Consider the following 14,121-nt stretch of genomic DNA (forward strand, 5'->3'; position numbering starts at 1 on the left):
CTCGCTTACTTGGAACCGGCGGCCGAGGTGGCCTTGCGGGTCGCGGCCTGCGCATCGGTGCCGGCCTTCTTGGCGGCGGCGGTCATGTCGTCGCTCATGTCCTTGCCGGCCGAGAGCATCAGCTCGAGCGTCTCGGTCTGCAGCTTCTTGGCGATCTCGGCGAAGGCGGCCATGTGCTCGGAGGCGGCTTCGGCCGAGGCGGAGGCGAAATCGCTCATCGACTTGGCGTAATCGGCGGGCTCCGACTTGGCGCGGGTCACTTCGCCGAACTTGGCAAGCGTGTCCTGGGCCCACTTGGCCGACAGCTCGGTCGATTTCTGCGCGGCCTCGAGGTTGGCGGCCGACAGCTTCTCGGCGAGAGCGGTCTGGTTGCGGAAGGTCTCTTCCATGTTCTTGGTGTCGACGGGGAAGGAGCCCATCATGTCCTTGAAGATAGCGGTGAAGTCTTGCTGATTGGCCATTGGAGGTCCCTTTCTGGTCGCTGGTGCGGCAGCTCTGAGGCCCCGCTTTGTCTCTCATAACCGGAATATGCGTGCTGCACCGCAGCATTTCAAGATGTTTTTCTGCGGTGCAGCAAAAAACTTTCCCCTACGGCACCTGCCCCCTACTCCGCCGCGAGCCGCCCGCCCGTCACGTAGCGCCCCGGCGCAGGGCCAAGCGCGGGGTGGGTCTTGGAGCCCGGCTCCCGCGCCGGGACCATTTCGCCCGCCCGGGGCTTCAACCATGCCATCCAAGCCGGCCACCACGAGCCTTCGTGCTTCTGCGCGCCCGCGCGCCAGTCCTCGGGGCTGTCGGCAGCGGCGGCGTTGGTCCAGTAGCCGTATTTCTTCTTGGCGGGCGGGTTGACGATGCCCGCGATATGGCCCGAGCCCGACAGCACGAATGTCTTGTCCTTCGACCCCATCTTCTGCACGCCGCGCCAGCTCGAATCCCAGGCTGCGATGTGATCGCTTTCGCAGCCCACGGCAAAGACCGGCACCGTCACTTCGCCGATCTTCGCCTCGTGGCCCGCCACGGTGAAGCCGGTGGTGGCGAAGCGGTCCTCTTGGCACAGCCCGCACAGGTATTCGATCGCCATGCGCGCGGGCAGGTTGGTGCCGTCGCCGTTCCAGTAGAGCAGATCGAAGGCGGGCGGCGCCTCGCCCATCATGTAGCTGCGGATCGCGGGCTGGTAGATCAGGTCCCGCGCGCGCAGGAAGGAGAAGGTGCGCGACATGTAGAACTTGTCGAGCACGCCCGCCGCGCGCGTCTCGGCCTCGATCCCGTCGATGAAATCATCGTCAAGGAACACGCCGACCTCGCCCTGATCCGAAAAATCGGTGAGCGTGGTGAAGAAGGTCGCAGATTTGACCGATTTGTCCTTGCGCGATTTGAGCACCGACAGCGTCATCGCCAGCGTCGTGCCGGCGATGCAGTAGCCGACGGCGTTGACCTGTTTGACCTTGCAGATCTCCTTCACCGTCTCGATTGCCCGGATATAGCCGTCCTCGACGTAATCGGTCATGCCGATCTCGGCATAGCTCGGATCAGGGTTGATCCAACTGACCACGAAGAGCGTGTGGCCCTGTTCGACAACATGGCGGATCAGGCTGTTCTGCGGCTTCAGATCGAGGATGTAGAACTTGTTGATCCAAGGCGGAAACAGCACGATCGGCGTCTCGTGCACCTCCTCGGTGGCGGGCGCGTATTGGATCAGCTCGAACAGGTGATTGCGGAACACCACCTCGCCCGGCGTGGTGGCGAGGTTCTCGCCCACGCGGAAGGCATCGGCATCGGCGAGCGTCACCACGAAATCGCCCTCGTTGGCCTCCAGATCGCGCACGAGGTTCTCCATGCCGTCGATCAGGCTCTGGCCCTCGGTCTCGAGCGCCTTTTGCAGCGCGTCGGGGTTGGTGGCGAGAAAGTTCGTGGGGCTGAACATGTCGACGATCTGCCCGGCGAAATAGTCGAGCCGCTTCTTTTCGCGCGGCTCCAGCCCCTCGATCGAGGAGATCGCCCTACGCACGGCCTCGGCATTGGTGAGGTATTGCTGCTTGATGTAGGCGAACCACGGGTTCGTCTCCCACATCGGGTTGGCAAAGCGGCGGTCCTTGGGCCCCTCCGATGCCGGGGCCTGCGCGCCCTGCATCACCTTCTGCTGGGTCTCGACGTAATGTTTGAAGGTTTCTCCCCAGTAGCCGAGCTGGTGCTCCATCAGCTTGGCCGGGTCACGCATCATCTCCGACCAGTAGGTGCCGGCCGCCTTGAGATAAAGATCGTGGCTCGGCCCCTGCAGCGCCGGCGGCACCTTGCGCCCCTGCCCCATGGCCGAGACGAGCCGCTGCGTCAGCTCCTCGATCCGGGCGAGATTGGCCTCCAGCCGCGCCTTCGCAGCCGTGGCCTGCGCGTCACCGCCCGCCTCCCGATCCGCGCCCCTGTCCTGATCGTCAGTTGTCATACGCCCTCCCACGCCCTAGTTTGCAGGTGCAGCATGCGGCCTGCCGGGACGGGTTCGCGCCCCGTCTGCCGTCGAGGCGGGGAATGGCCCGGCGGACCCCCGACCCCCTGCCTGGAGCAGTCAAATGAAGTATATGCCGACCTACGACCTGATGGAAAGCGTACGCAACACCAACCAGTGGTTGGGTGCGACCGCGCGCGCCATGGGCGACTATCCGGCGATGGCGATGACCGCCAACCCGGCGATGCAGATCCTGCGGGCCTGGGGCGAGGTGACCGAGCGCAGCTTCGAGCGCATGGTGGCCAAGCCCGACTGGGGCATCCCCTCGATCACCGGCCCCGACGGCAAGGACCACATCGTCCGGGTCGAGACGGTTCTGGAGCGGCCCTTCGGCGATCTGATCCGCTTCACCACCCCCGGCAGAAAAGCGCCCAGGCGGCGGGTTCTTCTGGTGGCGCCGATGTCGGGCCACTACGCCACGCTGCTGCGCAAGACGGTGATCAGCCTCCTGCCCGATTGCGACGTGCACATCACCGACTGGCACAACGCCCGCGACATCCCCGTCAGCGCCGGCAAGTTCGACGTCGAGGATTACACCAAATACGTGGCCGAGTTCATGCGCCATCTCGGGCCCGACCTGCACGTGATCGCCGTGTGCCAGCCGGTGCCGCTGACGCTTGCCGCCACCGCCATGCTGGCCGAGGACGATGCCGCGGCGCAGCCGCGCTCTCTGACGCTGATCGGCGGGCCGGTCGATCCCGATGCCGCCGCCACCGACGTGACCGATTTCGGCAGCCGGGTGACGATGGGCCAGCTCGAACATTCGATGATCCAGCGCGTCGGCTTCAAGTACAAGGGCGTGGGCCGGGAGGTCTATCCCGGGCTTTTGCAGCTTGCCTCCTTCATCGCGATGAACGCCTCGACCCATGCCCAGGCTTTCACCGACCAGATCTTTCGCGCCGCGCATGGCAAGGCTTCCGAGCACGACAAGCACAACCAGTTCTACGACGAATACCTTGCCGTGATGGACATGACGGCCGAGTTCTACCTCTCGACCGTGGACCGCGTCTTCAAGAGCCGCGACATCGCGCGCAATGCCTTCACCGTCGATGGCCGCCAGCTCGATCTTGGCAAGATCACCTCCGTCGCGGTGAAGATCGTCGAGGGCGAAAAGGACGACATCTCCGCTCCCGGCCAATGCCTCGCCGCGCTCGACCTGCTGACCGGCCTGCCCGATGACAAGAAGGCCGCGCATCTGGAGCCCGGCGCCGGGCATTACGGCATCTTCGCGGGCTCGAGCTGGCGCAACAACATCCGGCCCCTGGTGCTGGAGTTCATCGACGCCAATTCGGACGCGCCTGGCAAGCATACGGCCAAGCTCGGCAGCGGGTCCGACACCGGGCCCGCGAAGAAGACCGCCCCGCCGGCAACCTCCGAAGCCGCGGCCGAGCCCACCGAGGCGAAGGCCCCCGACCCTGCGGCGGCTCAGGCCTCCGCCAAGGCCGAGAGCCCCCGCCCGGAGGCGAAACCCGCCACGGCGAAGCCCGGCAAGGCCAAGAGCGGCAAGGCCAAGCAGGGCAGCTGAGCGATCAGGCGGCGGCCAGCGCCTTGGCCGCCGCCGTCACCCCGCCCGCGCCATGCGGGATCGACAGCGCCGAAAGACCGGCCTCGATCGTGCCTAGCGCGCCCAGAACCATATGCGCGTTGACATGGCCCATGTGGCCGATGCGGAACCAGCCCTCCGGCGGCGTCCGCCCAAGGCCGATGCCCAGCGTCACGCCCATCTGCGTCTCGCACCAGGCGCGCAGCCGGTCGGCATCGGGCGCGCCGAGGCCGATCGAGGTCACCGCGTGGCTGCGGTCTTGCGCCGCGCGCACTCCGAGCCGCATCTCCCCCTCGCGGCCCCAGGCCTCCACCGCCGCCCAGATCGCGGCGGCCAGCCGCGCGTGGCGGTCCCAGATCGCCTCGATCCCCTCCTCGCCAATGAGATCGAGCGCGGCGCGCAGCGCGTAGAGGAGATGCGTGGGCGCGGTGCCTGCGAAATACTGGTAGTAGAGATCCGGCGCCGCGCGCGGGCGCCAGTCCCAATAGGGCGTCACCATCTCGGCACGGTTGCGCGCCTCGGCCGCGCGATCGTTGAAGAACGCGAAGCCCAGCCCCGGCGGCGTCATCAGCCCCTTCTGGCTCGCGGTGATCGCGACATCGACGCCCCAGGCGTCCATCTCGAAGCGGTCGCAGCCCATGGATGCGATGCAATCGGCCATCAAAAGCCCCGGGTGCCCCGCCGCGTCGAGCGCGGCGCGGTAGCTGGCCATGTCGGCGCGCACCCCGGTCGCGGTATCGACATGACAGGCGATGACGGCGCGGATCTCGTGGCCCCGGTCGGCCCTGAGCCGCGCTTCCAGAAGATCGGGCGCGACCGGGCTCGCGCCGTCGCTCTCGATCACCTCGACCTCGGCGCCCAAAGCACGCGCCGTGGCGGCCCAACTCTGTCCGAAATGCCCCGAAACCAATGCAAGCACCTGGTCGCCGCGACGGAGCACGTTCAGGAGCGCCGCCTCCCACATGCCGTGGCCGTTGGCGATGTAGATCGCCGCGTGATGCGCGGTGCCCGCGATGCGCTTGAGATCGGGAAACAGCGTCGCGGTCATCTCGTGCAGCGCGCCGGTGTAGATATTGGGCGCGGGCCGCTGCATCGCCGCGAGCACCCGGTCGGGCATGACCGAGGGGCCGGGAATGGCGAGATAGGGGCGACCGTGGGAGAGCGTCATGCGAAGGGCCTCGCGCGAGTGGGGATGTTCGAGCCGCAGCCTCGCCCCGCCTGCGCGCGGCGTCAACGCCCCATCAAGGCACCAACGCGCGCGCCAGCGCCGCCTCGACCGCCGCTACCTCGGCCTCGCCCTCCTCGGGCATCGCGCCGTGCAGGTTGTTGAGATCGCTGACATAGCCGCGGATCTGCTCGCGCAGCGAGGCACGGCTGCGATCGGGAATGATGCCCGCGGCGCGCAGCTCGGCCTCGGTCGTCGGGGCCTTTTCGGGATACTTCGTCAGGTCCGCGAGCCGCAGCCCGGCGGTGATGCCGCGCCCGCGCGAAAAGAAGCTGCGATAATCGCGAATGGCGACGAGCCCCATGGGCTCGGGCCCGATCCCCGCGGCGTGCAGCCGGTCGAACATCACCCAGTTTTCGGCCGCGCGCCGCAGCACAGGCGTGGAGAAGACGCGGGCCCAGTCCTCGGCACCCTCGCGTCGGTCGAATCCGCCCAGCACCTCTTCGCGCCGCGGCGCCTTGTGATAGATGCAGTGCTGCTTTCCGGCCACGGCATGCATGATCTTGACCTGCGGCCCCGGCAAGTAGACCGCCCATGCGCCCCATTTCACCCGGCAGATCCGCCCGGCCAGCACGGCATGGCTCGGCCAGAGCCGCATCCTGTCGATCACTTCGATGCGTTCCACGTCCATCCGCGCCTCCCCGTCACCACCCTGCCCTAGGCCGCGATCCCGCCCCCGTCAAACCCCGCCTGCTTGCGAGGGGACACGGGGATGCTTATGCAAAGCCCGGATGACGCGATGGCCATAGGCGGGGACGAGCGATGAAACTTCTCGACGGGCTGAAAGCATGGGAACGGCGCGCGCGCATGCGCCATCACGACATCGCCGACGCCGGATCGCGGCGGCGGGCGTTGGCCAGCTACCTGATCCTCGACCATGCGATCCTGCGCTACTGGTGGACCAATTTCCACCTCGTCAGCCTGGGCGTGTTCCGCTCCAACCAGCCCACCCACGGGCGGTTCGAGAAGATGGCCAAGATCGGCATCCGCACCGTCATCAACCTGCGCGGCGAAGGCCCGCATCCGCGCTACCTCTTCGAGGCCGAAAGCTGCCGCGCGCTGGGCCTGCGGCTGGTCTCGACCCAGCTTTCCGCCCGCCGCGCCGCCCCGCCGGAGCAGATCCTGCGGCTCTTCGCGCTGTTGCGCGAGGCCGAGCGCCCGGTGGTGATGCATTGCAAGTCGGGGGCGGATCGCGCGGGCTTCGCCTCGGCGCTGCACCTGCTGGCCGAGGGGCATCCGATCGAGGAGGCCCGCCGTCAGCTGCACGCGCGCTTCCTGCATTTCCGCCGCTCGCGCACCGGCGTGCTCGATCACATCCTCGATCTCTACGAGGCGCGGCTGGCGCGGGGCCCGATCGGCATTGAGGACTGGATCGCCACCGAATACGACGCCGAGGCCGCGCAGCGCGGCTTCGAAGCCGGGCGGACCAGGGCGTGACCGCCGCCTTGCGCCCACCCGCCGACGCCGATCCCGCCCCCGCGCAGCCCGACGGGCGCGGGCTGTTCTTGTGGCTGTGGCGCAGCTACCTCTCGAAGCACTGGCGCTGGCTCATCGTCGCCATGGTGCTGATGGCGATCGAGGGCGGCTCGCTGGGTCTCTTCGCCTCGATGATGAAGCCGATGTTCGACGAGGTCTTCGTTGCGGGCCGCACCGATGCGCTGTGGATCGTCGGCGTGGTGGTGATGGGCATCTTCATCGTGCGCGCCGTCACCTCGACGGGCCAGCGGGTGATCATGACCATGATCCGCGAACGCAGCGCCGCGGCGCTGCGCTCGGATCTGCTGTCGCATCTGATGCGGCTCGACGGCGGCTGGCATCAGACCCACCCGCCGGGCTATCTCATCGAGCGGGTGCAGGGCGACGTCACGGCGATCAACCAGGTCTGGGCCAGCCTCGTGACCGGTGCGGGGCGCGATCTCACTTCGGTGGTCGCGCTGTTTTCGGTAGCACTCTCGGTCGACTGGCGCTGGACGCTGGTGGCGCTGGTCGGCATCCCGGTTCTGGTCCTGCCCTCGCTGATCGCGCAGAAATACGTCCGCCGCCGCTCGCGCAGCTCGCGCGAGATCGCGGCGCGCATGTCGACCCGGCTCGACGAGGTGTTCCACGGCATCGCCCCGATCAAGCTCAACGCGCTCGAATCCTACCAGTCCGAGCGCTATGGCCGGCTGATCGACGCGCGAGTGCGCGCCGAGATCCGCGCCTCTTCGGGGCAGGCCGCCATCCCGGCGATGATCGACATCATGACCGGTCTGGGGTTTCTCGGCGTGCTGTTCTACGGCGGCGCCGAGATCATCGAGGGCGACAAGTCGGTGGGCCAGTTCATGGCCTTCTTCACCGCCATGAGCCTCGCCTTCGAGCCGCTGCGGCGGCTGGGCAACATCTCGGGTCAATGGCAGACGGCGGCGGCCAGCCTCGAGCGGCTCCGGGGGATCTTCAGGGCCAGGCCCTCGCTCACCTCGCCCGCCCGCCCGCAGGGCGCGCCCGACGGCGCGCCCGAAATCCGGCTCGATCAGGTGCATCTGTCCTATGGCGAGCTGCCGGTGCTGCGCGGCGCGAGTTTCACCGCCGCCGCCGGGCGGACGACGGCGCTGGTCGGGGCCTCGGGCGCGGGCAAGAGCACCGTGTTCAACCTGCTCGCCCGGCTGGTCGATCCGCAATCGGGCGAGATCACCATCGGCGGCGTGCCGACGCGGGCGCTCAGGCTCGAAGACCTGCGCGGGCTGATCTCGGTCGTGTCGCAGGATGCGCTGCTGTTCGACGAGACGGTGCGCGACAACATCCTTCTGGGCCGCACGGACGTCAGCGAGGCGCGGCTCAGGGAGGTGCTCGACGCCGCGCATGTCTCGGATTTCCTGCCGCGCCTGCCCAACGGCCTCGACAGCCCCGCGGGCCCGCGGGGATCGGCGCTTTCGGGCGGGCAGCGCCAGCGCGTGGCCATTGCCCGCGCGCTGCTGCGCGACACGCCCGTGCTCCTGCTCGACGAGGCGACGAGCGCGCTCGACACCAAGTCCGAAGCCGTGGTGCAGCAGGCGCTGGAGCGGCTGTCGCAGGGGCGCACCACGCTGGTGATCGCGCATCGGCTCTCGACCGTGCAGGGCGCCGACAGCATCGTGGTGATGGACCAGGGCGAGGTGGTGGACCAGGGCAGCCATGCCGAGCTTCTGGCGCGCGGAGGCATCTATGCCGATCTTCACGCGTTGCAGTTCCGCGACGCCGAGACGGGCTGACGCGGGCCGCCGCCATGCCTATGTAGGGGCCATGACACAAGACCGCAGCATCATCGCCGTCACCGGCGCCGACCGAGACGAGTTCCTGCAAGGGCTCGTCACCAATGACATCGCGCGGGCGAAGGGGGGCCTCGCCTATGCCGCGCTGCTGACGCCGCAGGGCAAGCTCATCGCGGATTTCTTCCTCAAGGGAGAGCCGGATCGCATCCTGATCGACGTCGCCACGGATGTGGCGCCGCAGCTGTTCCAGCGGCTCTCGATGTACAAGCTGCGCGCCGACGTGACGCTTTCGCAGGCCGATGTGAAGCTCTTCCGCGGCACCGGCCCCGCGCCCGAGGGCGCCCTGCCCGACCCGCGCCACCCCGACCTCGGCTGGCGGCTCTACGGTGCGGATGCGGGCGACGACGGCTCGGACTGGACCGCGATCCGCGTGGCGCATCTGATCCCCGAATGGGGCAGCGAGCTGGGGCCCGAGACCTACATCCTGGAAGCGGGCTTCGAACGGATGGGCGGCGTCGATTTCAAGAAGGGCTGCTATGTCGGTCAGGAGGTCACGGCGCGGATGAAGCACAAGACCGAGCTGCGCAAGGGCTTTGCCCGGGTCGCGGTCGAAGGCTCGGCGGAGCCGGGCACGCCGATCACCGCCGGAGAAAAGGCGGTGGGCACGCTGCACAGCCGCGCCGGCAACCGCGCCATCGCCTGGCTGCGCTTCGACCGGGCGCAGGGCGAAATGCGGGCGGGCGCGGCCCGCGTGACGCGCGCCGATTAAAGCAGCGCCGGGCCGATGATCCCGGCCGCCGCCTGCCAGGCGCCCTCGTTCGCCGCCGTCAGCAGGTAGCCCGCATCGGGCGCCAGCCCGAGATGGTAGTCGCCCCCGTCGAGCATGCGCGCGACGCCCCCCGCGCGCGTCACCGCCAGCGCCCCGGCGGCATGATCCCACGGGTTGAGCACCGCCGCGAGCGCGATCTCCGCGTGGCCCTGCGCGATCAGCCGGTATTCGTGGCATGAGCAGCGCAAGCCCATGGCCCGTCCGAAGAGGGGGAAGGTCGCGGCCATGGCCGCCTGCCTGTCGCGCGGCAGGAGCGACAGGGGAAGATAGGCGGTCATACGCGCGGGATCGGTCTCCACGGAGGTGGCGAGGCGCCGCCGCGTCCCATCCGCTGTCACCATCTCGCAAGGTCCCTCCTCGCGCGCCTCGACACGGTCGTCGAGCAGCGGGTCGTAGAGAATGCCATGGGTGACACGGCCGCGCGCGCCGAGCGCGAGGATCGTGCCGAAGAGCGCGAGCCCGCGCGCGAAGTTCCACGTGCCGTCCACCGGGTCGATGATCGCCGAGCGGTCGGCCTCGCCCAACCCCGCCAGGAGGCCGGGATCATCGGCCACGGCCTCCTCGCCCAGGATCAGCGCGCCGGGCAGGCGTGCCCGCAGCGCCGCCGTGATCCGGGCCTCGGCGGCGATGTCGGCCTCGGTCACCAGATCGTCCGGGCGGCCTTTGGCGGCGATCTCCGAGCGCTCCAGCCGCCTGAAGCGCGGCAGGATCTCCGCCCGCGCCGCGTCCCTCAGGATCGCTGTCAGTTCTTCATTGCCGATCATCGCCGCACCCCGCACCGCCAAGAAAAAGGGCGGCCCGCTCGGGGCCGCCCCGCCCGGGCGCAGTCTGGCGATCCCCGCGAGAGGGGCAAGCCCTCAGGCGCGCTCGGCGTATTCCATGGTCTCGGTGTTGACGACGATCTCCTCGTCCTGACCGACGAAGGGCGGCACCATCACACGCACGCCGTTTTCCAAGAGCGCCGGCTTGAAGCTGTTGGCCGCGGTCTGGCCCTTCACCACCGGCTCGGTCTCGACGATTCTGCAGGTCACCTTCTGCGGCAGCGAGACGTTGAGCGCCTCCTCGCCGTAATATTCGATGTGCACGGTCATGCCGTCCTGCAGGAAGGGACGGCGATCGCCCAGAAGCTCGGCGGGCAGCGCGATCTGGTCGTAGGTCTCGCTATCCATGAAGGTCAGCATGCCGTCGGTCTCGAACAGGAACTGCTGGTCGCGCTGCTCGAGGCGCACGCGCTCGACCTTGTCCGCGGAGCGGAAGCGCTCGTTGAGCTTCGAGCCGTTGCGCAGGTTCTTCATCTCGACCTGCGCGAATGCGCCGCCCTTGCCGGGTTTGACATGGTCGACCTTCACGGCGGCCCACAGGCCACCGTTGTGCTCGAGGATGTTGCCGGGGCGAATTTCGTTACCGTTGATCTTGGGCATGTCAGTCCATGTGGCGGAAAAGGGGCAATGGGTTGATCGGAATTGGCCCCCGCCTATATCTCGCGGGTCGATCATAAGCAAGTTGAGCCAAGCCCGCCACCGCTCCACGACGTTGCCGAAGCCCGAGCCATGCACCCCACGCATGGCTGCCATTCCAACTGCGGCGCATCGAATCACGCGCGAATTCGGTAAGTCACCGGGACGCATTGGCGACAAGAGCAAAAATAACGTAAGGAAGCATGATGAAGGATTTCGTTGACGGCACCGCCTACAACAACGAGCAGGGCAACCGCGCCCGCAAGCTCTTCGCGGCCGTCGTCCTTGCCGCTCTGGATGACGCCATCGCCGATGACAAGAAATATGGCAACGGGCCCGAGCAGATCGCCCGCTGGGCCCGCTCGCGCGATGGGCGCGAGGTGCTGTCCTGCGCCGGAATCGACCCCAACGAGCGGGTCGTTGCAGGTCTGATGGAATTCGTGGGCAAGGGTGTGCGCACCTCGGTCGCGCTGTCGCGCGAGGAGAGCGAGCGTCGCCACGCCGCCGAGCTCGAGTCCCGCGCCGCCTGATCGCGGCCCGAGGACATGGAAAAACGCGCGGCTCCCGCTGGGGGCCGCGTTTTTCGTTTCAGAAGACGAAACGCCAGATCCCCGAGGAGCCCAGCTCCGCCACCAGCAGCAGCACGAGCCCCGCGCGCATGGCAAGGCTGCGAAACCGCCATAGCATCCACCCGGTGAGCGCGATCGACGCGGCGGCCTCCAGCGGCCCGATGATCCCCGCATGGTGGCTCCGGTCCCAGTAGCTGAAGGGGGAAGAGAAGCGCCAATCGCTCAGCGGCCAGAGCATGGGCCGCGCATCCGCCCCGTGCAGGGGAAGGTCGAGCGCGAGGTGCAGCAGCCCCGCCCCGGCAAAGGCCACGAGGACCGGCCAGCGACGCCACAGCGCGAGCGCCATGAGCGCGCCCCAGATCGGGATCGAGTTGTCGATGGCGAAGACCGCCATCCAGGCATCGGAAAAGTAGTACTCCGAGAAGATGACCCGCGCGGGCACCTCTTCCACGAAGCGGGCCCAAACGACCATGAGATAGAGCGACAGGTCGGGTGCCAGACCGCCCAAAAGCGCCGCCGCCGTCACGCGGCCCTGCCCCGGCCGCCCGAAGGCCGCCGCGCCGAAGATCAGATGCGCCGGCGTGTTCATCGCTTTTCCTTTGCTGGTCCTACCCCTAGACAGCTACCTCAGGGCGGGAACGGGCGACAGCGGGGATGCGCATGGCACGGGCGATCATGATCCAGGGCGCGGGCTCGAACGTCGGCAAGTCGATGATCGTGGCGGGGCTGGCGCGGGCGATGCGCAGGCGCGGGCTCTCCGTCGCGCCCTTCAAGCCGCAGAACATGTCGAACAACGCCGCCGTGACGGCGGATGGCGGCGAGATCGGCCGCGCGCAGGCGCTGCAGGCCCGCGCCGCCGGGATCGCCACGCAAACCGACATGAATCCGGTCCTGCTGAAGCCCGAAAGCGAGACCGGCGCGCAGGTGGTGGTGCAGGGCCAGAGACTCACCACCGCCAAGGCGCGCGATTACGCGGCGCTCAAGCCCAGGCTCCTGCCGCGCGTGCTCGAAAGCTTTCATCGCCTCGCTTCTACGCATGACCTTGTCATCGTCGAGGGCGCGGGCAGCCCGGCGGAGGTGAACCTGCGCGCGGGCGACATCGCCAACATGGGTTTCGCGCAGGCGGCGGGGGTGCCGGTCGTGCTGTTGGGCGATATCGACCGGGGCGGCGTCATTGCGCAGCTCGTGGGCAGCCACGCGGTGCTCGATGGGGCGGATGCGGCGCTGATCCGCGGCTTTGCGGTCAACAAGTTTCGCGGCGATGCCAGCCTCTTCGCCGATGGCATGGGTTTCATCGCCGAACGCACCGGCTGGGCCCCCTTGGGCATCGTGCCGTATTTCGCGCAAGCCTGGCGCCTGCCGGCGGAGGACAGCGCCGAGATCGTCTCGCGCCCCGGCGGGCCGGTGAAGATCGCCGTGCCCCGGCTGAACCGGATCTCCAATTTCGACGATCTCGACCCGCTCTCGTCCGAGCCGGACGTCAGCGTGGTGATGATCGAGCCGGGACGCCCCCTGCCCGGCGACGCCGACCTGGTGCTGATCCCCGGCTCGAAATCGACCATCGCCGATCTCGCCGCCTTTCGTGCCGAGGGCTGGGACATCGACCTTCTGGCCCATCTGCGGCGCGGGGGCCGGGTGATGGGCATCTGCGGCGGCTACCAGATGCTGGGGCGCAGCATTGCCGACCCCGAGGGCATCGAGGGCGCGCCCGCCACCGTCGCGGGGCTGGGCCTTCTCGACGTGGAGACGGTGATGCACGCCGAGAAGCGTCTCGGGCTGGTCGAGGGGAAGCTGCGCAGCGGTGGCGCGATCAGCGGTTATGAGATTCATATCGGCCGGACCGAGGGCCCCGATCACGAGGCGCGTCATTGGATCGAGATCAATGGCCAGCCCGAGGGCGCGACCAACCCCGATGGCCGTGTGCGCGGCTGCTACCTGCACGGGCTGTTCTCGGATGATGGCTTCCGCGCGCAGGTGCTGGCGGAGCTGGGCGGCGCGTCGCGCGGCAGCTACGAGGCGGAGGTGGAGGAGACGCTCGACGCGCTGGCCGCGCATCTGGAACGGCATCTCGACATCGACCGCCTGCTCGAGCTCGCCGCTCCGGTTTGAGCGGTCAGTCGACCTCGTCGCTGGCCAGCGCGCGAAAGATCTCGCGGCGCACCAGCTTGCGCAGATTGCTGGTGATCCGGTCGCCGAGCGGGCCGCGCAGCTCTTCGCGCAGAACCTCGGTGACGATCCGGCGCAGCATCTCCTCGTCGACGATCGGCGCCTGCCCCGTCTCGGCGGGGGCATGCGGCGCGGCGCTTTCGGAAACGGACGCCGCGACGTCCTCCGACGGGATCGGCGCTTCTGCCGCCTCGGGCCGTGCCGCGGGCTCGGCTTGCGGGGGCATCTCCTCGTCCATCCCGTCGTGGAAGCGGGCTTCCGGCACGGGAGCCCCGGCCGGTGCGGCCTGCGCGCGCTGCGGCGCGCGCTCCTGCGCATGGGGGTGGCGACGGCTCAGGAACGGCGTGTCCTCGGCCCGGGCACTGGCCCAGTCCATCACCGGCGCCGGTTCGCTGCCGTCGGGCTCCCATTCCTCGACCTGGTGGGTGATCGCCGATTCCAGCTCGGCGATGGTCGCCTCGAGCCGCGACCTGAGCCCCGACTCCTGCGATGGCGCGGCCTGGGGCAGCTCGGGCGCCTCGAAATCATCGTCGGGCGCCGCCGCCTCCGCTTCGCGTCGCGCGGCGGGTGGAAAGGGGGCGGGCGCCGGGGGTTCGGCGGCGGGCGGT

The 14,121-nt window shown here is 68.8% G+C and carries 13 protein-coding genes and 1 pseudogene; 6 read left to right on the plus strand and 8 right to left on the minus strand.

Annotated features, from left to right (window positions below; genetic code table 11):
* Nucleotides 1–5: 5 nt before the first annotated feature.
* Both NHG85_RS12180 and NHG85_RS12185 read right to left on the minus strand, forming a co-directional pair.
* A complete protein-coding gene (locus tag NHG85_RS12180) occupies nucleotides 6–461 on the minus strand; it encodes a phasin family protein (RefSeq protein ID WP_253332730.1) in 456 nt (151 codons plus the stop codon).
* A gap of 143 nt (nucleotides 462–604) precedes the next feature.
* Complete coding sequence (locus NHG85_RS12185) at nucleotides 605–2,437, minus strand: PHA/PHB synthase family protein (RefSeq protein ID WP_253332731.1); 1,833 nt, start codon at nucleotides 2,435–2,437, stop codon at nucleotides 605–607.
* A 124-nt stretch (nucleotides 2,438–2,561) separates the two neighbouring features.
* Between NHG85_RS12185 and phaZ the strand changes: the two genes are divergently transcribed.
* Nucleotides 2,562–4,022 (plus strand): polyhydroxyalkanoate depolymerase, encoded by a 1,461-nt coding sequence (gene phaZ, locus NHG85_RS12190; protein ID WP_253332732.1) that lies wholly within the window; start codon nucleotides 2,562–2,564, stop codon nucleotides 4,020–4,022.
* 4 nt (nucleotides 4,023–4,026) lie between these two features.
* Here the strand turns inward: phaZ and NHG85_RS12195 are convergent, their stop codons facing one another.
* Nucleotides 4,027–5,208: a pyridoxal-phosphate-dependent aminotransferase family protein gene (locus NHG85_RS12195; protein WP_253332734.1), complete on the minus strand. Its 1,182-nt coding sequence runs from the start codon at nucleotides 5,206–5,208 to the stop codon at nucleotides 4,027–4,029.
* A gap of 73 nt (nucleotides 5,209–5,281) precedes the next feature.
* Nucleotides 5,282–5,896, minus strand: a complete 615-nt coding sequence (locus NHG85_RS12200) for a hypothetical protein (protein ID WP_253332736.1) — start codon at nucleotides 5,894–5,896, stop codon at nucleotides 5,282–5,284.
* Nucleotides 5,897–6,027: 131 nt separating this feature from the next.
* Between NHG85_RS12200 and NHG85_RS12205 the strand changes: the two genes are divergently transcribed.
* From NHG85_RS12205 to ygfZ, 3 genes are read left to right on the plus strand one after another with little or no spacing between them, the layout of a single operon-like run.
* The gene (locus NHG85_RS12205) at nucleotides 6,028–6,702 is read left to right on the plus strand and encodes a tyrosine-protein phosphatase (RefSeq protein WP_253332738.1); all 675 of its coding nucleotides are present in this window, start codon (nucleotides 6,028–6,030) and stop codon (nucleotides 6,700–6,702) included.
* On the plus strand, nucleotides 6,699–8,492 hold the full coding sequence (locus NHG85_RS12210; RefSeq protein WP_253332740.1) for an ABC transporter ATP-binding protein: 1,794 nt from the start codon (nucleotides 6,699–6,701) through the stop codon (nucleotides 8,490–8,492). Before NHG85_RS12205 ends, NHG85_RS12210 begins: the two co-directional genes overlap by 4 nt.
* A gap of 31 nt (nucleotides 8,493–8,523) precedes the next feature.
* Entirely contained in the window at nucleotides 8,524–9,261 is a 738-nt protein-coding gene (gene ygfZ / locus NHG85_RS12215; RefSeq protein ID WP_253332742.1) for a CAF17-like 4Fe-4S cluster assembly/insertion protein YgfZ, read from the plus strand.
* Here the strand turns inward: ygfZ and NHG85_RS12220 are convergent.
* Both NHG85_RS12220 and efp read right to left on the minus strand, forming a co-directional pair.
* Nucleotides 9,258–10,085 (minus strand): inositol monophosphatase family protein, encoded by an 828-nt coding sequence (locus NHG85_RS12220; protein WP_253332744.1) that lies wholly within the window; start codon nucleotides 10,083–10,085, stop codon nucleotides 9,258–9,260. The two genes, ygfZ and NHG85_RS12220, sit on opposite strands and share 4 nt — an antisense overlap.
* A gap of 93 nt (nucleotides 10,086–10,178) precedes the next feature.
* On the minus strand, nucleotides 10,179–10,742 hold the full coding sequence (efp, locus tag NHG85_RS12225) for an elongation factor P (RefSeq protein WP_253332746.1): 564 nt from the start codon (nucleotides 10,740–10,742) through the stop codon (nucleotides 10,179–10,181).
* A 242-nt stretch (nucleotides 10,743–10,984) separates the two neighbouring features.
* On the opposite strand from efp, the gene NHG85_RS12230 reads away from it, so the two are divergent.
* A complete protein-coding gene (locus tag NHG85_RS12230; protein WP_026147324.1) occupies nucleotides 10,985–11,308 on the plus strand; it encodes a DUF6280 family protein in 324 nt (107 codons plus the stop codon).
* A 58-nt stretch (nucleotides 11,309–11,366) separates the two neighbouring features.
* Here NHG85_RS12230 and NHG85_RS12235 read toward each other — a convergent pair whose 3' ends face one another.
* Nucleotides 11,367–11,936, minus strand: a complete 570-nt coding sequence (locus tag NHG85_RS12235) for a cobalamin biosynthesis protein CobQ (protein ID WP_253332748.1) — start codon at nucleotides 11,934–11,936, stop codon at nucleotides 11,367–11,369.
* A gap of 71 nt (nucleotides 11,937–12,007) precedes the next feature.
* Between NHG85_RS12235 and NHG85_RS12240 the strand changes: the two genes are divergently transcribed.
* On the plus strand, nucleotides 12,008–13,456 hold the full coding sequence (locus NHG85_RS12240) for a cobyric acid synthase (protein ID WP_253332749.1): 1,449 nt from the start codon (nucleotides 12,008–12,010) through the stop codon (nucleotides 13,454–13,456).
* 4 nt (nucleotides 13,457–13,460) lie between these two features.
* Here the strand turns inward: NHG85_RS12240 and NHG85_RS12245 are convergent.
* Nucleotides 13,461–14,121: pseudogene (locus NHG85_RS12245) on the minus strand (hypothetical protein); the annotation flags it as partial.

It is taken from the genome of Limimaricola litoreus, assembly GCF_024159025.1.
Classification (GTDB): Bacteria; Pseudomonadota; Alphaproteobacteria; order Rhodobacterales; family Rhodobacteraceae; genus Limimaricola; species Limimaricola litoreus.